The following is a 26,132-nucleotide window of genomic DNA, read 5'->3' as shown; positions in this document are numbered from 1 at the left end:
AGTTTATGTTAGATCATGGGGAATGTACTTGCTGAGGGGTTAGAATACTGCTATCATAACGTTATTATATTAGAAGATAGAGAAAGGGTGGGAGTACTGATGAGTAAGAGAGCCTATAATTTTAATGCAGGACCTGCTGCGTTGCCGCTCGAAGTTCTTGAACGTGCACAAGCTGAATTTGTAGATTTTAGAAATACAGGTATGTCAATTATGGAGATGTCTCATCGCGGTAAAGTGTACGAAGAAGTGCATAATGAAGCAGAGAGTCGCCTGTTGTCATTACTCGGTGGTGGGAAAGGATATAAGGTTCTATTCTTGCAAGGTGGGGCCAGTACTCAGTTTGCTATGGTTCCTATGAACTTGCTTCCTAAAGGAAAGGTTGCTAGTTATGTACATACTGGAAGTTGGGCAGATAAAGCAATTAAAGAAGCAAAATTGATTGGTGAGACACAAATAGTAGCTTCATCAGAGGCTAATAAATTCATGTCTATTCCTGACCTAAGTGGGATTCAATTGTCTGATAAGACAGCTTATCTGCATGTGACTTCTAATGAAACGATTGAAGGGACGCAATATCAAGTGTTTCCAGATACAGGAGATATTCCGTTAATTGCTGATATGTCGAGTGATATTCTTAGTCGCCAATTGGACCTGAATCAATTCGGACTTATTTATGCAGGTGCTCAGAAGAACCTAGGACCCTCGGGTGTAACGGTTGTCATTGCTCGGGAAGATTTGATCTCTGAATCACCAAAGGATATTCCGACGATGCTGCGGTACAGTACGCATCAATCGAATAATTCACTCTATAACACGCCTCCTGCTTTCTCTATCTATATGGTTAATGAAGTTCTGAAGTGGATCGAAGAGCAGGGTTCTTTGGCAGGAATGGAGAAGATTAATCGGGAGAAGGCTCAGCTAATCTATGATACAATAGATAACAGCGGAGGATTTTATCGCGGACCTGTTGAAACAGGAAGCCGTTCCATTATGAATGTTACATTCCGTCTGACTTCTGAGGAGCTGGAGAAACAGTTCATTAAAGAATCAGAGCAAGAAGGCTTCATAGGGCTCAAAGGACATCGTAGTGTGGGTGGTTTGCGCGCCTCAATTTATAACGCTGTTCCTTATGAGAACTGCAAAGCATTAACTGACTTTATGACACATTTTCAAAAAAGTAACGGGTAATTAAAGTCGATAGCTTGATTGATTCTGATGTGTTTGTTGCCCTCCGCCAATGGTGGAGGGCTTTTGCATATGGAACAAACGGGGGTATAATAACATTAAATAGAGAGGTGGAGGATATCATCATGGCATTACATATTGTGCTCGTGGAGCCGGAAATACCGGCGAATACAGGGAATATTTCAAGAACATGTGCTGCGACAGGCGCTCATCTACATTTGGTTCATCCGCTAGGCTTTAGTACCGATGATTCAGCATTGAAAAGAGCAGGTCTAGACTATTGGCATGCTGTTCATATTGAGCATCATGATTCTTTTGCAGAAGTTCAAGAGAAGTATGCAGGAAGTCGGTTCTTCTATGCTTCAACCAAGGCGAAGATGAGATACAGCGACTTTGAATACCAAGATGGAGATTTTTTTGTATTTGGAAAAGAGACAAAGGGACTTCCACAAGAATTACTTGCAGCAAATCCAGATACATGCATAAGGTTGCCAATGGGGGATCAGGTTAGATCATTAAATCTCTCCAATTCTGCAGCAATTGTCGTTTATGAGGCGTTACGGCAACTAAATTTCATGAATTTACAATAAATTTGTCGAGTACAGCAGGATTCGACATAATTATATCGAACTATTAGATAATACCCATTTATTTTGCTGGGAAAGTATGATTTGTTTCATTAGGAGTACTTTTTGATCGTTTTACAATTAATTGTTGATAGGAGAGTGTAGTACCAATATGAAACCTGCCGGTGTGGTTCGTAAAGTGGATCAACTGGGAAGAATCGTTCTACCTAAATCACTGAGAAAAAGATATCAGATGAATGAAGGAGACCCAGTAGAGATCTTGGTTCAGGGAGATCACATTATTTTGGAAAGATATCGTCCGAAATGTGTGTTCTGTAGTTCGGTAATAGAAGTGAGTCTATTTAAAGAACGTTTTATTTGTGAACAGTGTCAATCAGATATGACTCAATTAATAAAGGCCTAGTATAAGTAACAGAAAGCATCGCGAGGTAGTCGCGATGCTTTTTTCGTGTGATGTTGTCCAATGAAAAAAAGGGATTCCTCGAAGTGAGGAATCCTGATAGTACTTACTAGCTTATAGGCCTTTAGTTTTATCCTCGTTATAAGATGATGTGAGGATGCCAGTCAAGAATAGAACGAGTACTAATGTAACAATCCAAAAAGTTAATGAAAAAGACATCATGGACACCTCCTGTACAACTACATTGCTATATGTATTATACCCAGACATCGTATAAAAATAAATGGTAGTCGCATTAAAAGTTTATTTTAACAATAAAACCGGGTATAAACGTGGTGAAGACTAACATGATAAGGATTATTTATAACTCATCCTAAGCCACGATTCTATCATTTCTCTACCATTTTTGCAAAAGCAGTGACAGCATAGGTGAACATCGATATTTATGATAAATAGTCATAATTTTGTATGTATAGGAATACCTATTAGTGCGGAAGTTTCAATTAAAATGCAAAGGAGGGCGTTACATGAAGTATTCTTTTGCTTCCCATGTGGAATGGATAATGTCGTCACCATCCGACAATATCAGCTCGAATCCCCAGCAGGGCTCATTTATATCACTAGCAGACGAATGGCCAACTTCAGATATATTTCCTCTTACATCGATGCATACGGCTGCGACAGATGTTCTCTTAAGTCTTCCACAGGCTCTTCAATATGGCAATATAGAAGGGTATATGCCCCTTCGTGAATGGCTCCAGTTAGAGTGGAAGCAACATAAGCAGCTAGACTTGGATATAAACCAAATCCTTATTACAAGGGGTAGCGAACACGCGATGGATTTGTTGGTGCGGGTGTACGTAGATAAGGGAGATGCTGTGCTTGTTGAGAATCCAACGTCACCGAGTAGCTTACAAATTCTAAGAATGCAAGGAGCGACCATTATTCCAGTTGAGGGAGATCAGGAGGGATTGCTCGCTCAACAATTGGTTGAGTTAATTGAGAAGCATCATCCGAAGCTTCTATTTGTAACTCCTAATTTCACCAATCCGACAGGAGTTCTTTGGAGCTTGGAGCGGCGAAAGCAGGTATTAGAGTTATGCCGAGCGTATCAGGTATTCATTGTGGAAGATGATTCTTATGGTGATTTATATTTTGAAGAGAGTAAGGAGAATGAGCCATTCAGCAGACGGTATCCGTCCTTAAGTGCATTGGACGATCACGGAAAAGGTGGACAAGTGCTGTATGTGGGATCATTTAGTAAAACGGTGGCACCGGGTCTCTCTACTGGCTTTGCAGCCGGACCTAGTAAGTTGATTGAAGTGATGGGAGCGGCTAAACAATGGGTGGATCGGCAAAGTTGCAACTTGAATCAACGACTGCTGTATCAAATGCTTACATCAACAACGTTTGATTGGCATGAACATATTACTCTATTGAGACGTGAATATAGTACTCGTCTAAGGCTAATGACGGAGTTACTAAAGCGCCCTGCCTGGAGGAAGGCTAAATATAACCTACCTTCTGGTGGGATGTTTCTGTGGGTACAATTACCTGAGGGTCTGCGAAGTGAATTATTATTGAAATGTTCTATTAGCAAGGGCACATCTTTCTGCGTCGGAACGGAATGCTACGCGGACAAGAATATGGGATTTGATGTCATTCGTCTTAATTTCACCCATCCAAGACGAGATGAATTGCTACTTGGCATGCATCTGTTAAGTGAGGCGGTGAATGAATTTACTGCTAGAAGCTAGTCTTTCTCTGCGTCTATACGGTAGTCTTCTGGTGTAGACAATGTGTGAAGTGATGCAGATACTTCTAACACGCTTTGATACTTAATCAAATCAGAAATTCCTAATGGAGCGAGAGTATATCGACCACGAGACACTCGCTCAAACCATCCATAATAATTTTTCTGCAGGATGGAGGAGGCAGTACCAATGCCTGTCATATCGCGTAATGAAGCTGGGGACAACCCGTTAGAATCAGCATCGCGTAACGGTAGAGCAATACGCAGTGCTTTTTCTCGGTACGAAGTGATCAACTTGGTACGATTACTTCCACCTATATTATAATCGCCGCTTCGTTCATGAAACTCATCGACGAGACGGGATTGACGTCGTTTATTCCTTGGCAGAGGTTTCACCTGATCCGTAGGTTGGGTGAGTACTTCAACGAATGGTTTTTTCGTCTTGTAAAAGGTTATTGTAATTAAACCGAGACCTAATCGTCGACAAAGCGCCGACAGCTCCCCCCAACGTTGGTTTACAGCCCCGCGTTTGGTTCGACTACGTTCAACAGCTAAATATACGTTAGAGCTCATTTTGAGGCGTTCCATTCCTTGCAGTAACAGCGAGAGATTGAATGTCTTCTTCATTTCCACAATTAAAGGATCTGCTAACTCATCCTTCACTCCGACCAAATCACAAAGGCGAACTTCCCCTTTAATAATATATCCTTGTTGCTCAAAAAACTGCTTTAAAGGTTCGTACAGTTCAGTTTCGTATTGCACAGCCATATCGATGCACTCCTCGAATTTATTTCAACCGTCCATTAATAATGATCCATTATACCATCCCCTAAAAGACAAACTCCACATATTGAAAAAAATAGGTCAACTAAACCCACTTTCTAGCATAGGTATGTAATACACTTTTCAAACGAGATAGGATAGTTCTTAGCACATTTAGAGTGATGCCAGGTCTAGTTCATAACATAGTTATAGGAGGTACCAATCATGGATATTTTTGAACGTGTGGCAGCGTATAGGGCAGAAAGTGATCAGTTGGAGTGGAGTGGCACATGCAAAGAATATATTGAATTACTGCGTAAAGATCCAACTCCGGCGATGACTGCACACGCTCGTGTGTACGAAATGATAAAATCTTATGGAGTTGAAGTGGTTAACGGGCATAAGCGGTATAAGTTCTTCGAACAGGAAATTTTCGGATTAGACAGTGCTGTTGAGAAGTTAGTGGAAGAATATTTCCATTCCTCAGCGAGACGTCTAGATGTACGTAAGCGGATACTATTGCTTATGGGGCCTGTTAGCGGTGGGAAGTCAACCTTGGTAACACTTTTAAAACGTGGAATGGAGAAATTCTCAAAGTCAGATCGAGGTGCAGTGTATGCTATCGACGGTTGCCCCATGCATGAAGAACCATTACATTTAATTCCATTGGAATTGCGTCCTGAAGTTGAAAAAGAACTAGGCGTGAGAATTGAAGGGAGTCTGTGCCCTTCTTGCCAAATGAGGCTTAAGACGGAATATGATGGTGATATTGAGAAGGTACGAGTAAAGAGGGTACTAATTTCTGAAGAGGGACGTGTGGGGATTGGAACTTTTAGTCCTTCGGATCCTAAATCGCAAGATATAGCTGATCTTACGGGCAGCATAGACTTCTCCACCATTACGGAATTTGGTTCGGAGTCTGATCCACGGGCATATCGTTTCGATGGAGAGTTGAATAAGGCGAATCGAGGTTTAATGGAATTCCAAGAAATGCTTAAATGCGATGAGAAGTTTCTGTGGAATTTGTTATCATTGACCCAAGAGGGAAATTTCAAGGCAGGGAGATTTGCGTTAATATCGGCTGATGAAATGATTATTGCCCATACAAATGAATCTGAATATAAAACATTTATATCTAATAAAAAGAATGAAGCTTTGCAATCACGTATGATCGTCATGCCTATTCCTTATAATTTGAAGGTGTCTGATGAAGAGAAGATATATGCTAAATTAATTGACCAAAGTGATATGTTGCATATTCACATCGCACCCCATGCGTTACGTGCCGCTTCTATCTTCTCGATTCTGACTCGTCTGAAGGAAACCAAGAAACAAGGAATGGACCTCGTCAAAAAAATGAGGATGTACGATGGTCAGGAAGTGGAAGGATATAAAGAAGCGGACCTAAGGGAGATGCAGAGTGAATTTCTGGATGAAGGAATGTCTGGGGTGGATCCACGTTATGTGATTAACCGGATCTCAAGCGCTCTAATCAAGCAGGATCTTCATTGCATTAATGCACTGGATGTACTACGAGCAATCAAAGATGGGCTAGATCAGCATGCCTCCATAAACAAAGAGGAACGCGAACGATATCTTAATTTCATCGCTATAGCTCGTAAAGAATACGACGAATTAGCGAAAAAGGAAATACAAAAGGCATTCGTCTATTCTTTTGAAGAGTCGGCCAAAACATTATTTGAGAATTACCTAGATAACATTGAAGCTTTCTGTAATTGGTCTAAAATACGCGATCCGCTTACGGATGAGGAAATGGATCCGGATGAAAGACTGATGCGTTCTATCGAAGAGCAGATTGGTGTGTCAGAGAATGCAAAGAAAGCATTTCGGGAGGAAATTCTGATCCGGATCTCTGCCTACTCACGTAAGGGTAGGAAGTTTGAATACAATCATCATGATCGGCTTCGGGAAGCGATTGAAAAGAAGTTATTTGTTGATCTGAAAGATATTGTGAAGATCACGACTTCCACGAAAACTCCAGATGGCAACCAGTTAAAACGAATGAATGAGGTAAGTAGACGTCTTATTGAAGATCATGGTTATTGCCCAACATGTGCAAATGAGTTGCTGAAATATGTGGGAAGCTTATTGAATCGATAGTTAAACGAAAGACGTTAACAAAAATTTGTATTTCCACCCTGTATTCTCCTCAATGGCGAATACAGGGTTTTTACAAATATAAGAAAGTATAAGTTTCACTTGATATGTATATTTATACCGTTTCAGATCGATTTAAGTTATAATGATTGATAAATGATATGTTGTTCAGATACGACAGAGAGTAGGTTGAGTTAGTAGTGGCTTCTATTCATGATGTTGCAAAGGAAGCAGGCGTTTCGATTGCAACCGTATCCAAAGTAATTAACGATTATACAGATGTCAGCGATAAAACAAGAAAAAAGGTAAAGTTGGCTATTGAACTATTGAGGTATCAACCGAATGTAGTTGCACGGGCATTAGTCACAGGGCGTTCTTGGACCGTAGGTGTATTGATTAATATTCCATTTACGAATCCCTATGTGGCCGAATTGTTGGAAGGAATTAAGACTGCATTAGAGAATAGCGGCTATGATCTTATGCGTCTATCAACTCGACTTAATGATCCTAAATATTCTTTCGTAGATCATTGCCAGAGTCGTAATTTAGATGGGGTTGTTGTGTTTGGAGTAGAATATGATAATCCTAATCTGGAACAACTGGTTCAATCAGAAATTCCGGCTATGTTCGTGGATACAGCATTGATGGGGAAGCGTGCGGGATACATTACTACGGATAATGAAAAGGCTGTTGAAATAGCAGTTCAACACTTATATGATTTGGGGCATCATAGAATTGCATATATATCTGGCGTATTGGGTCATGTGATGTCAGATAGTAGATATAGTGGATATAAACAACGATTAGAGGTATTAAATATCCCTTATGATCCATCTTATTTTGAATTATGTGATTATTCATTTGATGGGGGGAGTCTCTCCATGAGGAAGTTACTCTCTTTGCCAGTGCCTCCGACAGGTATCGTATGCACCTCTGATATGGCAGCCTTTGGAGCGATCCACGAAATCGAGGAGCAAGGGATGTCTGTTCCCGATGATATTTCAGTTATAGGATTTGATAACACATACTACGCCCAGGTATTTAAACCGGCCCTCACCACGATTAACCAGAATACGCATAACATTGGGATAAGAGCCATAGAGAATCTTATTAAGATGATTGAGAAATCGGATACACCTCCACCTATTCTTACTGAGCCGTCTAGTTTAGTTATAAGACAGTCCACAGGAATAGTAAGGGAATTGTAAATAGGAACACTATAAGGACACCTAGGCTTACAGGTGACTTATAGTGTTCCTATTTGTTCACATAAATCTTCGGTTACTTTTAGATCCGTCATTACTAAACAACACCGTTTTTTCTTCCATTATCGTTTCTAAATGAATGGTTCTTCCCCAAAGCTTATGAACATAAGGTAGCGTTCGATCGACATACTTTAAATCCAATTCAACACCTTCATACATGTGTTTGATATAGAGTTCGCCATTATTCATGTAATTTCCATCTTGGATAACTAGATAAGGGAAACCTCCATTCACGCGGGAGTAGACAAGCTGGTCTCGAATATTCTCCCATGTTTTATCGGTTATTTTCCACTCGACGCCCTTCTTCTCAAATACATATAAGTCTAGATCATTCACTAGATCTTTTGTCATATAATTGCGAATGAAGGAGGTGTCAGAATCTAACTCTCGTACTTCGAAGATTTTGGCTCGACCTTGACCGGATTTCCTGAGAGGTTGATGTGGATCTGAATTCGAAGGTGAATCCCAGCGTTTCTCAATATCCTCAAATATTTTTAATCCTAAATAATAAGGGTTCAAGCTATTCTTTGAAGGCTGTACAACGCCAGAATTGAGCTTGGCATACTCGATAGTCTCCTCTGATGTTAGGTCTAATTCACGCAGAATTCGTTGATGCCAATAGCTGGCCCAGCCCTCATTCATAATTTTAGTTTCCATTTGCGGCCAAAAGTAAAGCATCTCATCTCGTAGCATCGTAAGGATATCACGTTGCCAAGGTTCCAAATGAGGAGAGTACTCTTGGATGAACCAAATGATATCCTTCTCCGGATGAGGTGGGAATAGAGTAGTTTTTTCTTCAGGTGCTTGATCATGATTATGTTCATTATCAAGATCCCATAAATCTTCGAATCCAGTTACTTGCTGAGCGGGTTCTTTATTAGTGGAGTCTGTTTTACCATCGCTATTTCGATCATACCGATTCTTACGGTAAGGTCGAACTAATTCTGGATCTACATGCTCCTGAATGGCTAAGACGGCATCAAGAAATTCTTCAACGACTTGACTGCCATACTTTATCTCGTACTGGCTAATCCGCTCCGCTGTGGCGGACATGCTATCGACCATAGCGGGGTTTGTTTTGCGAAAACGTGCATTATTCTTGAAAAAATCACAGTGTGCAAGGACATGTGCCACAATTAACTTGTTTTGAATTAATGAATTTCCATCAAGCAGGAATGCATAGCAGGGATTAGAATTGATGACGAGCTCATAAATTTTAGATAAACCGAAGTCGTACTGGGTTTTCATCTTGTGAAATGTTTTTCCAAAAGACCAATGTGAGAATCTGATGGGCATCCCGTAAGCGCCAAAAGTATAAATAATTTCAGCAGGGCATATTTCGTATCTCATAGGATAAAAGTCGAGTCCGAACCCAGTGGCAATCTCAGTGATCTCTGCAATAGCACGTTCTAATGAGGTTATTTCATCTTGATGCATGTGAAGTTCTTCCCCCCTTTCTGGAAGGAGAAATTTAGATACTTTCTATGTCTATGAGGAGAAACAACAAGATATTCAATGGATCATTAGCTTTCTATTTCTAACTATAAGAAAGAAGGATGTCTAATGATCACAAATAACGATATAATAGCAATATAGTGTTTTTATTTTATGCTGGAGGATAACTCATGACATTAATTAATACGTTAACGAACCAAGAAGAATTTACGGGATATTACTTGTTGAAAGAATTAGAAGTGAAACAAACCAATGGGACTCCGCCGAAAGATTATTTCGATATCGTTCTTGGAGATGCCAGTGGTCAGCTCTCAGCAAAGTATTGGGATGTTAAACCAATGGAAAAAGAGACATTCTTTCCTATGGATCTGGTTAAAGTTCAGGGAGTCGCCCATGTTTATCGGGAAAGATTGCAAGTGAAAATAATGAAGATACGGAAGGTAACCGATGAAGAGGGTGTTTCCATAACCGATTTTATTCGTGCTGCTCCTGTTCTCCCGGTGGATCTCTTATTTATGATTAAGCAGGCAATAGAAAGTATCGATGACACAGAGATGAGAACGATCGTGAATTACTGTGTTTCTAAAGTTGAAGGGAAATTAATGCATTATCCTGCCGCAAAAATGCACCATCATGCTTTTTACGCTGGTCTGGCTTACCATATTGTGCGCATGCTAGAGCTCGGGGAATTCATTTGCAAACAGAGACCTTTTCTAAATGCAGATCTGATCAAGGCAGGTATTATTCTTCATGACATAGCCAAGACAGAAGAGATGACAGCAGAGCTTGGAATCGTAAAGGAATATAGTGTTCAAGGGAAGCTTCTTGGCCATATCTCGATGGCATCGAATTGGATTACAGAAGCAGCTATTCGAAGTGAGATTGATCTACAGTCGGAGAAAATTATCTGTTTACAACATATGGTCTTATCTCATCATAACTTGGGGGAATGGGGGAGCCCTGTTCAACCACAAATGGCTGAAGCTGTAGCCCTCCATTTCATTGACGCGATGGATGCCAAGCTACAAATGGTGGAGGATGCCCTGGATACAACACCACAGACGGAGGAATGGACCCCCTTTATTCGTGGATTGGAGAACAAGGCGATTTATCGTATGAAGTTGTAGGTCGTGATGTATGAATAATCAATGCGATAGAACCCACTAACTCTTTAGTGGGTTCTATCGTTTAATAGGAGCTGAACATGATGTCATTAGAAATAGAGCGGAAATTTCTTTTACCTGAATTTCCCGATGCACTAGTCCAGGAAGGAACACTTCGCGTACGCTCAGAGCAACGGATTGAACAGACCTATCTAGCGCTGGATGCTACGCAGGAATTGAGAGTTCGAAGAATTGTGGATGTGATCACTGGAGAGGTTGAGTTTACACATACATTTAAGAGCGGGAATGGTCTCGTTCGTGAGGAAATTGAATACTCCATCACAGAAGAGATATATACGCAGATTGTACAAGCCTTCAAAGCAGTGCCCCTTACGAAGAATCGTATAACGGCAGAATGGGATGATACTCTCGTTGAAATCGATTGCTATGACCAAATCAACATGACTGTAGTTGAGGTTGAATTCGAGTCTGTAGAGGCAGCAGAATCCTTCGTACAACCAGACTGGTTCGGTAAAGATATTAGTTCAGAGAAGCAGTATAGCAACAAGAAGGTGTGGAAAGAGCTTCAAGGGAAGGGGTAGTTCAAAAAGTCACCTTTTGATCACGAAGGTTACCAAGAAGCTTACTCGACATCGAATCTTGAATTCAGCCGGTCCTTCCGGTGCTCACGTAGGTACTGCCTACGCTCCGCTCCTCACTCCCTTGCTTCATCCAATTTTCTCGGTGCTGAAAAGTTGACCTTTTGAACTCGTACTTTAAGTTAAGTGAATAAAGATTAAGGATTGTGTTGGACAGTCCAAACAACGCCTTTTCTACCTTCTAAATGAAGGAGAGAAGGCGTTGTTTAATAAACTAGAGGATTATAGACAATAACGAGTATACAGAGCAATAATGGATCTATTTTGTCATATACGTCTGAATGAGTTCTGCAAATTTCACAAAATCTACAAGATGCTTATCTAGAATGGATTTCACAATATCAATCTGCATGGATTGATAATCATGGACGGCTATGTTACGGAAGCCGATCATGGCTTTCATACTTTGGGTCAAGCTATCATCAATAATGCCATTCTGATTTAAAAACGTAAAGGCGTCTCGACTACTTTGAGGTAAACCAAGGTTCTTCTGAGAGACAACATGCATAGCTAAATCAATACAAGACTCGCAAGCGCGTTGCAGATTTAGAATAATGGAATCTTGTTTCGTGAAATTGTGGAGATTATCCACCTTATCCTCATATTCTTCATTAATTCTCCGGATGCAGCGACGAATGGTTTCGAGTTTGTTCAGACATTACGTCCTTTGTCCACAATTTGAGCTTTAAATACTGAGCTGGCTGCCCGAAAGTCAATGAGATCCACCTCCCGATGAAGTAGGTCGGCTAATGACTGAGAGGTCATGAAGATGTCGTATGGGGAATAGGTGTTATCGGATAGGAAGGCAATGTCTACATCGCTATCCGGTCGGAGCATGTTTTTGGCAGCTGAACCGAACAGAATAACGGCATAAGCATGAAGTTCATGGGAGACAAATTGGATGAGTTCATTTTTCTGTGTTGCAGTCAGGCCCATCAAGTTCATCGAGATCCACCCCTCTCAGTTATAGCAATCGTTAATTCATTATAACACGCTTCCATATTCCAACCCATAAAGAAGGATCTTGGTTAATTAGCAACATTTTAATCAAACATATCGTCTTAGTTATATTCGCAGTAAATCTGCATGGAAACAAACATCATGACACGGCAGAAGGGATGGAGAAGCATGAATAGTTGGTGTAGGGCATGGTTGTTGGGATGTATAGTGGTTATTTGTTTGTTCACTTCGTCTCAAACGGTGTCAGCTCAAGAAAAGTTTACAGATCTTCACAAATCGGAATGGGCGGCGGACAGTATTTATTATTTGTCGGATCGGGGAACGGTGGCTGGTTACGGTAACGGCAGGTTTAGTCCTCATGTAACGGTAACTCGAGCACAGGCTATAACATTTATAGTCCGTGAGTTGTATCCCGATCTGAATCCATTGGGTGAAATGAATTATTGGGATGTTCCTCGAACTCATATGTTCTATAAGGAGATAGCAATTGCAACAAATAAAGGGTTAACAGGTGGTTTCCCAGATGAATCGTTTCGTCCTGATTCACCGATTAGTCGTGCAGAAACAACTGCAATTCTAACCCGTGCATACTCACTCGTTGAAGGAAATCAATCGGTTGCTTTAGCGGATATAGAGGGTCATTGGGCTTCGGAACCTATTCTCTTAATGGCCTCAAATGGCTTGATAGGAGGGTACCCGGATCGAACCTTTGGCCCTGATCAGTCTGTGACTCGTGCGGAGTATGCCGTATTTCTGACAAGAGTGATCCAGTTTCTAAGAGCGGATGCTATTCAGACGCAGGATTGGGATAAGCTTCTGTCTTTAATGACATTGGGCGAAAAGGCAGGGCAAATGCTGATGCCAGATATCCGGATGTGGAATGGTACAACGACTACAGTTGTTAATGAAGGTATTTCTCGTCCGATACGGGAACAGCATTTAGGTGGATTGATCCTTTTCGATAAAAATATTGTGGACATCAAGCAGTTAACCTCCTTAACATATAATCTGCAAAAGCAGGTGGGTGACATTCCTTTATTCTTAGGAGTTGACCAAGAGGGAGGCGTTGTTAAAAGAATACCAGGTGGAACGAACCTACCGGGTCAGATGGCACTAGGTGCCGGAGGTAAGCCTGAAAGATCTTTGGCTGCCGGACAAATGATGGGTGATGAATTAAAGGCCCTCGGGATTAACGTTAATTTTGCGCCTGTGCTGGATATCAATACGAAGCCTGATAATCCGATTATTGGAATTCGTTCGTTCGGATCGAGCCCTGATCTAGTTGCGAAGTTAGGTGTTGCATCTATGCAAGGTCTTCAGAAATCAGGGGTAATCCCTGCTGTGAAGCACTTTCCTGGACATGGAGACACAACTGTGGATTCTCATCTCGGGCTTCCTGTGGTTCCACATGATAGACAGCATCTAGAAGAAGTAGAATTAAAGCCGTTTCGTGCAGCGATTCGAAGTGGGGTAGAGATGATCATGACTGCTCACGTTGCATTTCCAGCTGTGGAGAGTGGACAAATGATATCTCAGAAGGACGGCTCTATGGTTCCAATACCCGCCACTTTATCCAAGAAGGTATTGACCGGTATGCTCCGCAATGATTTGGGATTTGAAGGAGTCATTATTTCCGATGCTTTTACGATGAACGCTATATCGGAACATTTTGGTGAGGACGTGGCAGTGAAGATGGCCGTGTCAGCTGGTGTAGACATTATTCTAATGCCGAAGGATGTGGCAGGAGCCCACCAAACACTAGTGAACGCCGTCCAAAAAGGAGAAATCAGTAAGCATCACATTGATTTGTCCGTTAAGAGGATTCTGCAACTTAAACAGCAGTATGGTTTGTTCCAACCCGGCGTGAGTCTCCAGTCGAAGCTGCAAAATGCAGGAAATATCGTTGGTTCAGACAAACATCGTATTCTGGAAAAGCAGATTGCGGAGGAAGCGATTACCCTGCTAAAGAATGAAAACAACACTCTTCCTTACCGGATGAAAGAAGGGGACCATATTGTCATTGTTGCACCAAGTATGGAGCAAGCGAAGCTGATGGAAAGGCAATTATCCATGACAGAGGTCAAGCAGCATTTCACCGTTGAGAGCATTATTCTAGATTCAAGGAATAGTATGAAAGCTATTCAATCTCTTAACAAGGCTGACTTTGTCATTCTTGCTTCGTATCAATTCCGCAGTCCGATTAATGTACATGATTGGGCAGGGTATCAGGCTTTGATTGATCAATTGAATAGAGAGTATAAAAGGTATACACTACTGTCCTTAGGTAACCCCTATGAGTTGTTGTTCTTGCGGGACGCGAAGTCTGGTATTGCCGTTTACGGTGCACAAGAGCCCAATGTTCTCGCCGGGATGAAGGTGATATTTGGACAATTGGAAGCCCTAGGGACACTGCCTTAATATCAATTGGTATTATTATGCTATATGTAGAGTATACGATACGACAAAAGACTGCGGAGAACGATCGCAGTCTTTTGTGTTTCTAACTAACCGTATTTGTAAATATCAAAAAAATTAGATTAAACTCGAAATCTTGAGTTGTTCTTTTTGTAAATACTCAATGATCATGGGTAGAATGTCTAATGTCGCTTTGGATTCATGTAAGAGTATGATGGCTCCCGTAGATCTGGTTCGGGAGATGTAATTCAAAGTTTGTTGCGGACTATCATTATGCCAATCTTCAGGATCGTTGTTCCATAATACCATTCTCATGTTCTCCTTTGCCATTAACTCGGAGAGTTTATCATCTCGTGAGCCATAAGGTGGTCTGAACAGATGTACAGGCTTGGAAGTGATATTCTGTATCAATTGATTGGTTCGCACAAGCTCAGAAAGTTGCTTCTCAGCAGATAGATTAGATAGGTTAGAATGCGTCATGGAATGATTACCAATAGAAAAACCATGATCATCAACATACTTGACCGATTCGGGGAATTTCTGAACTTGTGTTCCTACGAAAAAGAATGTTCCACCAACATTATATTTGTTCAATACGTTGACGATTTCCTTAGTGTAAATGGAGGGTCCGTCATCAAAGGTAATGGCAACAAATCCAGGAGGTACACTGAAACTAATGGAGTCGTTCAATTGCACTGTGTGTTTCTCAGGTAGTTCCTTTTCCTCGGAAGGTTTCGTTACTACAGGTAATGACATGGATACTACCTTAGCAGGATTAGAATGATCGGACTCTTTCATCTCAAGCGTTACTTCTGGTTCCAGATAGGTAGGTTCTGCTAGATCAGGCGCTACTGTGATGAGCTTTGCGAATACTTTCTCACTTATATATGAATAGCTAGGAAGGTAGATGAAAGATAGCATAGTTAAGATCGCCGTCATTACTAATACCCGAGATAAGATTGGCTTTAATCTGCTGACCTTCAAAGGGCGCAATCCTTTTATCTCACCAGGCTCTTTATTAAATTCTGAGACATGTTGTTGATGTATCATAGGAGCCGTTGAGCTTAATTGGTCCGGACTTTCAATGTCTCTCAATGAAGAGATCTTCGCTGCATAAGCTTGAGAACATGGGAACATTATTTTATTACTATGCTCACGATCATATGTAGTTATGTAGCTGTAATAGTGGCTGTGGGATACATTGTAATAACTTTGTAAAGAAAGCCTGTATTTGATATTCTCAGCTACTTCGGTTATAGCACTAATATGATCTGCAGTATATGAATCAATTTCCCATTGTAGTAGAAATATTTGTTCAAAAGTAAACTTGATATGGATGTAATTAGTACTGGATGCTTTATCCACGGATAGGAGCTCCAGCCATTTCTCAGTGTGAGTGTGGATAATATTACCCTCCTTGTATGTAGAGATTAGTGTTTATTTTTCTGAAGGGGGTGAGAATGAAAAAGACATACGCTCGGTAAAATCGGTGACGTTCTGTAGTAATTGTGTCTTTTCTTCCATGATTTTTTGGAATTGACTTGAAATTTGCGCATTCTCGGCTTCTGAATCTCTTATCGTTTCCTCTAGTTCTTTTATCTTCTGCATGCTGTCATACTGATGCTGTGTAAACTCTTCGCTTAGTCGAGAGTATTTACTTCGTTCTTTCTCTAATTGATTTTTCAAATTCTCGATTCCTGTATTCGAGGAGCTTTGATAGTCTTTATAATCCTCTAGGAGTTGATCATAGCTCATTTGTTTGCTTGTCAATGTATCCTCAAGTAATCTAAACTCTTTTTCCTTCTCAAGAATCATGTGTTCTTTCTTGCTCAAATCATTCTTAAGCCGGTTAATTGTTTCGTTAGCACTAGACAACTGGTCTTCCGTATCTTTACTTTTGAATTGGGATAATTGCCGGTCATTCAGTAGGTTCTCAACAGCAATAACTAGATCGAAAGCGGTTTTGTCTTGCTCGAGTAATGAAAAGTCGATTTTCGAAGAATCGACGTCGGCTCCAAGAGGATCACCTTCAGAAACTTCTTGCGGGGAAATAAGCTCATTTACCGATTCAGAACGAGCAGTTAAAACATTTTTAAGCCATCCCCGTGTTTTAGTACTGGAATTGGGTTTATTCACCATAATATTCATCTCCCATTGAAACGATTCTATTATATGTTATCGGTATATATAGCATATAATTTTAGTGAAATGACAATAAAACAACCCTAGACCACATGGCCAAGGATTGTTTATACATAGTAGTAAATAATAACTATAAATTTAGCTTATTAATCTCGGCTTTCAATTTATTGGCTGATTGTTGAAAAAGCTCTTCTTCTATTTTATTTAGTGGCAAATCAAGCATTTCACGTACACCCGATCGGTCTACAATACTTGGCACTCCAAGGTATACATCCGAAATACCATTGAAATTATGAAGAAGGGTGGATACGCTAAGGACAGCACTCTCATTGAGGAGAATGGCGGAAACGATTCGATCTAGGGCCAAGGCTATAGCATAGGATGTAGAGCCTTTAGCTTCAATAATTTCATAGGCCGCATTTTTCGTATTTTCAAAAATATCATTTTGTTCATTCTCATCAAAACCAAGTGGGGTACCTGCAACATTCGCAAGGCTCCATACTGGTAACTCAGAATCACCATGCTCACCAATAATATGACTATGTATGCTCCGCGGATCGATTCCTTTATGTGAACCGATGAGGTAACGGAAGCGAGCACTATCAAGTAACGTACCTGATCCTATGACTCGGTGATGATCCCACCCACTTAATTTCCAGCTTACATACGATAAGATGTCTACTGGGTTAGTGGCGATGAGGAGAATTCCGTTCTTATTATATTTAGTGATTTGCTGAATAATATCTTTGAATATAGCGACATTATGATTGAGAAGATCGATGCGTGTCTCTCCAGGTTTCTGTGATGCCCCAGCGGTAACAATAATAATATCTGCATCCGCACAATCTTCATAACCCCCAGCCCATAGTTTAACGCCGCCAACGAAAGGAAGACCATGGTTCATATCAAGTGCTTCACCCAAAGCCTTTTTGTGATTAACATCAATTAATACTAATTCTGTCATACGATGTCTTAGAAGTAGTGTATATGCAGTAGTTGTTCCTACCGCACCAGTACCAACAATCACCACTCGACTTGGTTTATAAGTTGGATCTATCACGATGGTTTCACTCCCTAGAATGTCATAATAACCATCTAATCACCTCATCATTCGGTGGAGAAGATGGTTATGGAATATTGATACTATATGTTAGTTCGCCAATCTTGTATTGCCTTGTCTAATCGCTGCATTGCTTCCTCTACGATTTCGCGCTGACATCCCACATTCATCCGCATAAAGCCTTCGGCAGTCTGTCCAAATGCAATACCGTTATTACATGCAATTCTAGCTTTGTTCAGCATGAAAGAAGATAGCTCATCAGTAGCCATTCCTAGTCCTCGGAAGTCAATCCACAGTAAGTAGGTGGCTTCTGGCATCTTAACCTGAAGCTCAGGCATATGTTTCTCGATATAATGTATTATATATTCCATATTACCTCGGATATATATTAAACATTCGTCAAGCCATTCTTCCCCATCATTGTAGGCTGCTTCTGTTGCAATTAAGCCGAATGGGCTGATCGAACCCAAAGCATACTTCTGAAGTGCTTCGACTAATTTACTTCGAATATCTGGATTAGGAATGATGATATTCGAAGTATGAAGACCTGCAATATTAAAAGATTTGCTAGGTGCCGTGCAAATAATGGACTGATTTCTTGCCTCTTCTGAGAGAAGAGCGTAAGGAGTGTGCGATCCCTTATCGAAGAGAAGATCTGCATGGATCTCATCAGATATAACAAGAATATTCCGGCGTGCACATAGCTCTGCTAAGGGTACAAGCTCTTCTTTTGTCCAGACACGTCCTACTGGATTATGTGGGCTACAAAGAATTAACATCTTCACTCGATCATCAATCTGTGCCTCTAGTTTAGCTAGATCCATCGTGTATTCACCATCTACCAAACGGAGGGGATTCTGAATAAGTTCTCGCCCGTGGTTCTCAACGACTTGATAAAAAGGTGGATAAACGGGTGTCTGAATGATGACTTTGTCGCCGGGATCTGTGAAGGCTTGCACGATCAGGCTTAATGCGGGTACGACACCGGGAGTATATACGATCCAATCCTTTTCGATATCCCATTGATGACGCCGCTTCATCCAATCTATGATGGCTTGATAATAGGAATCAGTCTGGAGTGAGTATCCGAATATGCCATGAGCTATTCTCTTCTGTAGTGCTTCAAGGACAGATGGAGGTGCCATGAAATCCATATCTGCTACCCACATAGGCAAGACGTCTTTTACTCCGAAGATACTCTCGATTCCATCCCATTTCAATGATGCGGTATGATTACGCTGTGTAAGTTGGTTGAAATCCATGATGTTGCCCCCTAAGATTAATCTGAAAAAGAAGATAGTATACGTTTCAATTAATACGCTCTTCTTGGTAACAGTCATTATACTAAAGGAAAGTGATATATACTAATGAGAATCCCCACAAATCAATTAAACCGTTTACAATAAGTGTAAAGCCAGATTAATACAATAGAAAGAGATGGTGAACATTCCTATGCTGAAATCTTTAACAACGATTGCTGCTTTTCGTCAGGGGGATTATAGTGTCCTACAACAGAACGTTTGGCTAGAGATGATAGCGTCTGCTGAAGAGAAGATTGTTAATTTGGATAGAATTAGATCCATCGGAGAATTGCTTGAAGCGAACCCAGTACTTGATTATGTTGAGGAAACGCTTGAAATATTGGAGAGCCTTTCTTTGTCCTTCTGGGTAAAGGAGATACTGGAAGAGGTTCTGATATGGTCAGAGGTTGCTAAAGGCGGGACGCTTAAAGAACGTTTATCTTGGCAAAAGGAAGAAATTAATCTGTTTGTACATAACATAGGTTCAGCCGAACTCTATAAAAAATATGGTGTAAATGTTGAAACGGAAAGAACAGATGTCATTTATACACTCATTGCGACACACGGTCTTGTCGGACAGTTTCTGCGTGGGGAAGTCGTCTACAGGGAAAATAAACCACTGACGCAATTAACAATAGATAAAGTGTTATCCCCCGAAGAGTTAGGACATATTCTTGTTCCATTGAATCGTTGTATTATTGCTGGGGTATCATCAGATTTGTGGCTTGAAGTTAAACTTGAAGTTGAACATATTATCCGCTATATTGCCCATGATGGGGATCCTCAATCCGTCGGAATCGTGGACAGGTTGCGGAAATTGCGAACAGCTGCAATTAGCCGGGGGGAACCGTTCGAATCAGAGCTTGATAGAATAACGAGAAATATAGATATTAACGATGAATTTGAGGTTATAGATCAACACACACTGTGGTTTGTAGAAGCAGCTCTACAAGAGTTCACGCTGGAAGAGTTTGTGAAAGTATTTCTAATTATCTATAGTAATGATCATATCGAACAAATACGGCATATTAGCTTCGAGCCTCTTATGAATACAATGTACTATGATTATAAAGGTATGAAGAAGTTGAATGTGTACAAGAAGCGAATTATTGAGAAATACTTACAGGAAGTATCATTGGAGTCGATTGGAAATGGCATTTTCCCCGATAATCCACATCTTACACATCACTTGACACAGAACAAGGATTTACCAGATACACTAATCTTCACCTTTGAGTTCTCGGCAGCAGCTACGAAATTGATAGAGTTCTGCATCGAAGCAGAGAAATCATCGCTTTATGAGAAAGCTGTGCTTATGCTCTTTGACCTATTCGACTTACGAAGGGATGCGTATGATCGATTCCACAATGAAGAAGAATACTTGGCTGATATGAATCAGACCTCTGATTACAAGAAGGTGCTGTTGGATTACATTGTAGGACAAAGAGTATTAGACATTGGACCTGGTGGTGGCGTACTACTTGATCTTATGGAGCGGGAGATGCCGCATCTTGAACCGCTAGGGATCGATATTTCAGCGAACGTCATTGAAGCGCTAGAGAGAAAGAAACAGTTGGAGGGACATCGTTGGGAAGTTATAAAGGGAGACGCTCTTCAGTTACAAGAGTATGTGGAAGCTGGTAGCATTGACAGTGTTATATTCTCATCCATTCTGCATGAACTCTATTCCTACATACCGTATAATGGACATAAATTCAATCATGACACGATAGCGGCAGCTCTAGTAAGTGCTTATAATGTCCTGGCACCAGGAGGGCGAATCATTATCCGTGACGGTATTATGACAGAGCCAGAGGATCAGAAGCGAATCATTGTGTTCCATGAACCAGATGGAATGGTGTGGTTACGTCGATATGCTAATGAATTCTCTGGAAGAAATATTAGTTATGAGGAACTTAGTGACCGAGAAGTGATGTTACCGGTAAATGATGCTATGGAGTTTCTCTATACGTATACATGGGGGGAAGAAGCTTACGTTCATGAGATTCAGGAACAGTTTGGATACTTTACACCTTCGCAGTATCATTCTTTTATAAAAGATACATTGGGGGAAAATGCTACAATACTCATTGATAAGCACTTCTTGCAAAAGGGATATACAGAAGCGTTAGAGCAAAGAGTGACTCTGTTGGATGAAAAGGGGAACCCAGTACCTTTGCCAGACAGTACATGTCTATACGTCATAGAGAAGCCACATAAGTAGTCTTAACAAAGGAGATCGTGTAATGCAATGGATTGCCATGTTAACGATGCTAGTAGATCATATTGGGTATGCGTTCTTTCCAGATGAGATGCTATGGAGAATAATCGGAAGAATATCCTTCCCGATTTATGCATATGCACTAGTACAAGGACATTTGCACACATCGAATAAGTCAAAGTATATCATCCGATTGTTTATTATAGCGTTGGTGTCACAAATACCGTATCAACTAGCATTAAACCCTAATGGCATTAATGTCGTGGGGACTTTAGTAGTAGCAGTCATAGTCCTGAATATAGTAGATAGAATATCCTCCAAGATTCTATCAGCAGGGATTATTCTGTTGTTTGGAATGATGATGGAGTCATTTCCATTTGATTATGGAGCCTATGGGCTTCTGCTTGTATTATTATTTAGATATTGTTCTTCCCATCAGTTAGTTGGAGCGCATTTGTTACTTAACGTCCTGTATTTGTTCTCGAATAATTGGACATTACAAATGCTTAGTATTGTTCCGACGATGATCATGGTTTATGGCCCGCGGCTTTGGAATAGGCTAGAATCGATGAGAGTGCCTAAATGGATATGGAGGTCATTCTATCCTCTTCATCTCTGTCTTTTAGAGGTTATTCAAAAAGTCATTCTTTGATCAAAAGGGTGTCCCTAGCCATTTTTAATGACTTATGGGACACCCTCTTTCGGCAATATCTAATAGGATCTTCGACTGTCTAAACGCCTGAATAGGCCATGAACCCACCATCCACTGGAATAGTTACGCCAGTAACAAAGCCTGACGTATTCTCGTCACTCAGCCATAGCAGTGTGCCAAGTAAGTCCTTAGGTTCACCGAATCTGCGCATGGGCGTATGAGTGATAATTTTATGTGAGCGATCAGTTAATGTTCCATCTTCATTCTTCAGAAGTTTCTCATTCTGTTGCGTGAGAAAGAACCCCGGAGCAATGGCATTTACACGAATACCACTCTCGGCCATATGGACTGCAAGCCACTGCGTGAAGTTATCGATAGCTGCTTTAGCTGCGCTATACGCAGGCACCTTGGTCATAGGTGAAGGTGCACTCATCGAAGAAATGTTAATAACCGTCGTCCCTTGTTTACCAAGCATCTGCTTCGCAAATATTTGCGTTGGAATCAGGGTACCAATAAAGTTAAGATCGAGTACATTGCGAAAACCAGTGATACTTAGGTCGAAGAACGTTGAAATATCAGGATTGTTTAAATCTTCGCTACTGAAAACTTCCTTCGTAGTATTAGCGCTCGGATGATTTCCGCCAGCACCGTTAATTAGAATGTCGCATGTCCCTAATTTCTCAAGAACCGTTTCTGAAGCTTGAAGGACACTGCTGTGATCTGTCACATCGCATGAGACTGAGATAGCGTGCCCACCAATGGCCTGAATCTCAGCTACGACAGCAAGACCTTTCTCCATGGTACGATTAAGAATAGCAATAGATGCTCCTTGTCTAGCAAGTTCAAGTGCCATTACCCGGCATAAGACACCAGCCCCTCCTGTAATGACAACAACCTTTCCTTTCAAAGATGGGTGAATCGTTAATGAATGAGTCATTGTTGCACCTTCTTCCCCTCAATAGTAGTTACTTGTCGATAAGCATCCCAGAGTCCCCATAGGTACATGATACCGAGTGCACGGTCATATAACCCATACCCGGGTCTACATTGTTCATCCCATATATGTCGACCATGATCAGGTCTGCAATAACCTTCAAAGTCATTCTCATGGAAAGCTTGCACGATACCTTTAATATCAACCGTACCATCTTGCGTACGATGTGATGTTTCGATGAAATCGCCATTATCAAATACACGAACATTACGAATATGGGTGAAAGGAATACGATCAGCGAACTCGTGGATCATGCCAATAATATCATTATCAGGATTGGCTCCAAGTGAGCCACTGCATAATGTAAGACCGTTATAAGGGCTATCGTGCAATTGTAAGTACTTACGTATATGATCTTGGCTAGTTATAATTCGTGGTAGTCCAAATATAGGCCATGGTGGATCATCCGGATGAATGGCCATCTGAACATCGTGTTCAGCCGCAAAAGGAATAATTTCATCTAAGAAGTATTTAGCGTTATCCCACAGATCCTCAACTGTTACATCTTTATAGGCTTCAAAGAGTGCAGTCAAATGCTGTAAACGTTCTGGCTCCCAACCGGGCATCGTAAAATCTGAATTTTGGTTAATTTGTTTCACAAGCTCGAAGGGATCGAGACCATTAACTTTGCTCTTCTCATAGAAGAGAGCTGTTGAACCATCACTTGCTTCTTTATAAAGATCAGTACGTAGCCAATCGAAGATGGGCATGAAGTTGTAACAGATGACCTTAACACCGGCTTGTGCTAGCTTAGCGATTGTTCTTTTATAATTCTCGATATACTTGTCGCGACTGGGAAGTCCAAGCTTTATATCTTCATGAATATTAACACTCTCCACGACATGTATATGAAGACCAGCTTGCTCTGCCTGTTCTTTGATTTCGAGTATTTTCTCCATTGGCCATTCTGCACCTGGTAATTCGTCATGAAGCGCCCAAGCGATGCCTTCGACACCTGGAATGTGTTTCATTTGTTGAAATGTAACGGTATCGTTATTCTCACCGAACCATCGAAATACCATTTTCATAATGCGTTCACCTCATTATCTAATTTTAAAATACGCTGGGTATTTCTCCTTTAATAAAGCCTGATCTGTAATCGTCAGGTGCAAGTGGTCGCTCATCAACTGCTCAGCCTGTTCAGAATCATGCCGTTCTATGGCTTGAACCATCTGGAGATGTTGACTATACAGTTGATCCCAATGGTGATCGGCTGCCAATCGTAGCGTTCTAGTTCGGTTCAAGTGTACGTTCATTTGTTGCATGATCGACCATGTGTTCAGCTTCTTGCATCCATCAAATAGAATACGATGAAAGGTTTCATCAAGCTCGAACATGGTGATGTGATTCTGTTCTTCGATACATAATTGTTGTAGTGCTAGATTACTCTTTAACATAGCTAATTGATCGGAAGGAAAGCTCGTGCATGCGAGTTGAATAATGGCCTTTTCTAATTGTTCGCGCATGAACCGAGCTTCTTCAACAAGGTCTAAATCAATAAGAGAGACGAATGTGCCTCGTTGAGGATAGATTTCTAATAGTCCTTCTTGAGAGAGTCTAACGAAGCTTTCTCTTACGGGTGTTCTGCTCACATTGAATTTGATCGACATTTCCTTCTCGGATATTCCGGTGCCCGGAGGAAGTTCTAACAACACAATTTGATCCCGGAGTGCATAATAAATAGCGTCTCGGGTTGAAATTGGTTGCGCTCTCATAAATAGATCCAATAGATCATCTCCTTATTAATAGGATACTACCATACTACCATACTTGTATGGTAGTATGGTAGTGAAGAGTTTTAACTAGATGGTGAAATGTGTCCGTATATTGCTGAGATGGACAAGATTTCGCTAAAATTAGGATTGAAATAAATCATTTAAGGAGTTACAATATATAAAATAAACGCGCTTTCACAAAAGAGGGTTACTATGCGAAGTGAAGATATCGCCAGACTTGCGGGGGTGTCTAGAAGCACAGTGTCCCGCGTCATTAACAACTATTCTAACGTCCCTGAGAAGACACGGGTGAAGGTCATGAAAGTCATTGAAGAACATCATTATGAGCCTAATACATCCGCAAGGGCGCTGGCAGGTAAGAGTACGAATACGATTGGACTGTTTGTTGTTAGTACCGCTGAGAAGCATAATCCTAATCGTATTTATCAGAATAATTATTTTGCACCATTTGTGGATGCACTGGTAGACACTGCTAATGCGCTTGGCTATTATGTGCTGATACACACGATATACTCGGAAGATGATTTCCTGAAGGTAAGGCAAGCATTCCAGCAGAAGAGAATTGACGGAGGTATTATTGTAGGTACCGAGAATAACATGGCCATGGCTAGAATCATCGCTGATCTCGAGGTACCTTTTGTTCTCATAGACTATGACATTGCAGAGTTGCTTGAGAATCGCCTAGACCGCAACAATTTGGCTGTTATAAACTCTAAAGATTATGAGGGTGCAGCAAGAGCGGTCGAACATTTGATTGGTCTAGGACATCGTGACATTGCATTTATTAGCGGTAGACAGAATACTTATTCTGGCCAACAGCGCTATCAGGCATATGTTACGACGATGCATAATCATGGTTTGAAAGTGGATGAGGATTATATCTTAAGTGGTAATTTCCTAAGAGTGAGGGCTCAAGAGGAAGTGAGAAGGATGTTGCAATCTGATAAGAATACACGGCCCACTGCGATCTTCTCAGCGAATGATGAGATGGCTCTTGGAGCGATGGATGCTTGCAAAGAGCTCGGAATTGCAATTCCTGAACAGTTATCACTCATTGGATTTGATGATATTCCTGTAGCTTCACAACTGAATCCTAGCCTTTCATCTGTAAGCCTGCCTATCTATGAAATGTCTCAAAAGGCAGCGATTATTCTGGTCGAAATGTGTGAGAAGGGAAGCGCATCCTTTAGTACAATTAGCTTTCCAACACAGTTAATGATCAGGGAGTCCACTAAGGAACTGGATTCTAGGCAATAAAAGTGAAGGCGATCGCAGCCATTTCACGACTTTATTCTAAGGTGTCCCCGTCATAGGGGTTCATCCAACGCGAATTAAACGCGCGTTCATAGATATTTAAAATTGAG

23 protein-coding genes are annotated in these 26,132 nt (G+C 41.0%); 12 read left to right on the top strand and 11 right to left on the bottom strand.

Going from position 1 to position 26,132, the window contains the following annotated elements; genetic code table 11:
• The first annotated feature begins 99 nt into the window (after window positions 1–99).
• From serC to ACP8HI_RS16270, 4 genes are all read left to right on the top strand, one after another.
• The gene (serC, locus tag ACP8HI_RS16285) at window positions 100–1,188 is read left to right on the top strand and encodes a 3-phosphoserine/phosphohydroxythreonine transaminase (RefSeq protein WP_438347253.1); all 1,089 of its coding nucleotides are present in this window, start codon (window positions 100–102) and stop codon (window positions 1,186–1,188) included.
• Between the two features lie 122 nt (window positions 1,189–1,310).
• Window positions 1,311–1,775 carry a tRNA (uridine(34)/cytosine(34)/5-carboxymethylaminomethyluridine(34)-2'-O)-methyltransferase TrmL gene (trmL, locus tag ACP8HI_RS16280; RefSeq protein ID WP_438347252.1) on the top strand — a complete coding sequence of 155 codons (465 nt, stop codon included), beginning with the start codon at window positions 1,311–1,313 and terminating at the stop codon, window positions 1,773–1,775.
• 148 nt (window positions 1,776–1,923) lie between these two features.
• Window positions 1,924–2,175 carry an AbrB/MazE/SpoVT family DNA-binding domain-containing protein gene (locus tag ACP8HI_RS16275; RefSeq protein ID WP_438347251.1) on the top strand — a complete coding sequence of 84 codons (252 nt, stop codon included), beginning with the start codon at window positions 1,924–1,926 and terminating at the stop codon, window positions 2,173–2,175.
• A 524-nt stretch (window positions 2,176–2,699) separates the two neighbouring features.
• Window positions 2,700–3,929, top strand: a complete 1,230-nt coding sequence (locus ACP8HI_RS16270; protein ID WP_438347250.1) for a PLP-dependent aminotransferase family protein — start codon at window positions 2,700–2,702, stop codon at window positions 3,927–3,929.
• Here ACP8HI_RS16270 and ACP8HI_RS16265 read toward each other — a convergent pair.
• Window positions 3,926–4,693, bottom strand: coding sequence for a DUF2161 family putative PD-(D/E)XK-type phosphodiesterase (locus ACP8HI_RS16265; RefSeq protein WP_438347249.1), 768 nt, complete (start codon window positions 4,691–4,693; stop codon window positions 3,926–3,928). The two genes, ACP8HI_RS16270 and ACP8HI_RS16265, sit on opposite strands and share 4 nt — an antisense overlap.
• 219 nt (window positions 4,694–4,912) lie before the next feature.
• Here ACP8HI_RS16265 and ACP8HI_RS16260 point away from each other — a divergent pair, with 219 nt between their 5' ends.
• Both ACP8HI_RS16260 and ACP8HI_RS16255 read left to right on the top strand, forming a co-directional pair.
• Complete coding sequence (locus ACP8HI_RS16260) at window positions 4,913–6,808, top strand: PrkA family serine protein kinase (protein ID WP_438347248.1); 1,896 nt, start codon at window positions 4,913–4,915, stop codon at window positions 6,806–6,808.
• A gap of 197 nt (window positions 6,809–7,005) precedes the next feature.
• On the top strand, window positions 7,006–8,013 hold the full coding sequence (locus tag ACP8HI_RS16255) for a LacI family DNA-binding transcriptional regulator (protein ID WP_438347247.1): 1,008 nt from the start codon (window positions 7,006–7,008) through the stop codon (window positions 8,011–8,013).
• Between the two features lie 57 nt (window positions 8,014–8,070).
• Here the strand turns inward: ACP8HI_RS16255 and ACP8HI_RS16250 are convergent, their stop codons facing one another.
• Window positions 8,071–9,507: a SpoVR family protein gene (locus ACP8HI_RS16250; protein ID WP_438347246.1), complete on the bottom strand. Its 1,437-nt coding sequence runs from the start codon at window positions 9,505–9,507 to the stop codon at window positions 8,071–8,073.
• A gap of 188 nt (window positions 9,508–9,695) precedes the next feature.
• Between ACP8HI_RS16250 and ACP8HI_RS16245 the strand changes: the two genes are divergently transcribed.
• Window positions 9,696–10,652: a 3'-5' exoribonuclease YhaM family protein gene (locus tag ACP8HI_RS16245; protein WP_438347245.1), complete on the top strand. Its 957-nt coding sequence runs from the start codon at window positions 9,696–9,698 to the stop codon at window positions 10,650–10,652.
• Between the two features lie 80 nt (window positions 10,653–10,732).
• A complete protein-coding gene (locus ACP8HI_RS16240) occupies window positions 10,733–11,230 on the top strand; it encodes a CYTH domain-containing protein (protein ID WP_438351862.1) in 498 nt (165 codons plus the stop codon).
• A gap of 316 nt (window positions 11,231–11,546) precedes the next feature.
• Here the strand turns inward: ACP8HI_RS16240 and hepT are convergent, their stop codons facing one another.
• Window positions 11,547–11,942 carry a type VII toxin-antitoxin system HepT family RNase toxin gene (gene hepT, locus ACP8HI_RS16235; protein ID WP_438351861.1) on the bottom strand — a complete coding sequence of 132 codons (396 nt, stop codon included), beginning with the start codon at window positions 11,940–11,942 and terminating at the stop codon, window positions 11,547–11,549.
• Window positions 11,939–12,232: a type VII toxin-antitoxin system MntA family adenylyltransferase antitoxin gene (gene mntA, locus ACP8HI_RS16230; protein WP_438347244.1), complete on the bottom strand. Its 294-nt coding sequence runs from the start codon at window positions 12,230–12,232 to the stop codon at window positions 11,939–11,941. The genes hepT and mntA overlap by 4 nt, the downstream gene beginning before the upstream one ends.
• Window positions 12,233–12,415: 183 nt before the next feature.
• On the opposite strand from mntA, the gene ACP8HI_RS16225 reads away from it, so the two are divergent.
• Window positions 12,416–14,665 (top strand): glycoside hydrolase family 3 N-terminal domain-containing protein, encoded by a 2,250-nt coding sequence (locus ACP8HI_RS16225; protein WP_438347243.1) that lies wholly within the window; start codon window positions 12,416–12,418, stop codon window positions 14,663–14,665.
• 114 nt (window positions 14,666–14,779) lie between these two features.
• Here the strand turns inward: ACP8HI_RS16225 and ACP8HI_RS16220 are convergent, their stop codons facing one another.
• From ACP8HI_RS16220 to ACP8HI_RS16205, 4 genes are all read right to left on the bottom strand, one after another.
• Entirely contained in the window at window positions 14,780–16,027 is a 1,248-nt protein-coding gene (locus tag ACP8HI_RS16220; protein WP_438347242.1) for a polysaccharide deacetylase family protein, read from the bottom strand.
• A gap of 72 nt (window positions 16,028–16,099) precedes the next feature.
• Complete coding sequence (locus ACP8HI_RS16215) at window positions 16,100–16,801, bottom strand: hypothetical protein (RefSeq protein WP_438347241.1); 702 nt, start codon at window positions 16,799–16,801, stop codon at window positions 16,100–16,102.
• Window positions 16,802–16,934: 133 nt separating this feature from the next.
• Entirely contained in the window at window positions 16,935–17,861 is a 927-nt protein-coding gene (locus ACP8HI_RS16210; protein ID WP_438351860.1) for an L-lactate dehydrogenase, read from the bottom strand.
• Between the two features lie 86 nt (window positions 17,862–17,947).
• Entirely contained in the window at window positions 17,948–19,126 is a 1,179-nt protein-coding gene (locus tag ACP8HI_RS16205; RefSeq protein WP_438347240.1) for a MalY/PatB family protein, read from the bottom strand.
• A 190-nt stretch (window positions 19,127–19,316) separates the two neighbouring features.
• On the opposite strand from ACP8HI_RS16205, the gene ACP8HI_RS16200 reads away from it, so the two are divergent.
• Window positions 19,317–21,389, top strand: a complete 2,073-nt coding sequence (locus ACP8HI_RS16200; RefSeq protein ID WP_438347239.1) for a class I SAM-dependent methyltransferase — start codon at window positions 19,317–19,319, stop codon at window positions 21,387–21,389.
• Window positions 21,390–21,411: 22 nt separating this feature from the next.
• Window positions 21,412–22,038, top strand: coding sequence for a TraX family protein (locus ACP8HI_RS16195; RefSeq protein WP_438347238.1), 627 nt, complete (start codon window positions 21,412–21,414; stop codon window positions 22,036–22,038).
• 79 nt (window positions 22,039–22,117) lie between these two features.
• Here the strand turns inward: ACP8HI_RS16195 and ACP8HI_RS16190 are convergent, their stop codons facing one another.
• Genes ACP8HI_RS16190 through ACP8HI_RS16180 form a run of 3 tightly spaced genes read right to left on the bottom strand, consistent with a single transcriptional unit; the run spans window position 22,118 to window position 24,759 of the window.
• Complete coding sequence (locus ACP8HI_RS16190) at window positions 22,118–22,975, bottom strand: SDR family oxidoreductase (RefSeq protein WP_438347237.1); 858 nt, start codon at window positions 22,973–22,975, stop codon at window positions 22,118–22,120.
• Window positions 22,972–24,060 (bottom strand): mannonate dehydratase, encoded by a 1,089-nt coding sequence (gene uxuA, locus ACP8HI_RS16185; RefSeq protein WP_438347236.1) that lies wholly within the window; start codon window positions 24,058–24,060, stop codon window positions 22,972–22,974. The genes ACP8HI_RS16190 and uxuA overlap by 4 nt, the downstream gene beginning before the upstream one ends.
• 15 nt (window positions 24,061–24,075) lie before the next feature.
• A complete protein-coding gene (locus ACP8HI_RS16180) occupies window positions 24,076–24,759 on the bottom strand; it encodes a GntR family transcriptional regulator (RefSeq protein WP_438347235.1) in 684 nt (227 codons plus the stop codon).
• Window positions 24,760–24,960: 201 nt separating this feature from the next.
• Here ACP8HI_RS16180 and ACP8HI_RS16175 point away from each other — a divergent pair, with 201 nt between their 5' ends.
• Entirely contained in the window at window positions 24,961–26,025 is a 1,065-nt protein-coding gene (locus ACP8HI_RS16175) for a LacI family DNA-binding transcriptional regulator (RefSeq protein WP_438347234.1), read from the top strand.
• Window positions 26,026–26,132 lie beyond the last annotated feature (107 nt).

Origin of the sequence: Paenibacillus sp. FA6, assembly GCF_051550225.1 — a bacterium.
In the GTDB taxonomy this organism is placed as follows: Bacteria; Bacillota; Bacilli; order Paenibacillales; family Paenibacillaceae; genus Paenibacillus_AQ.
The sequence above is the reverse complement of the archived record's forward strand: the minus strand, read 5'-3'. Positions and strand labels throughout refer to the sequence as shown.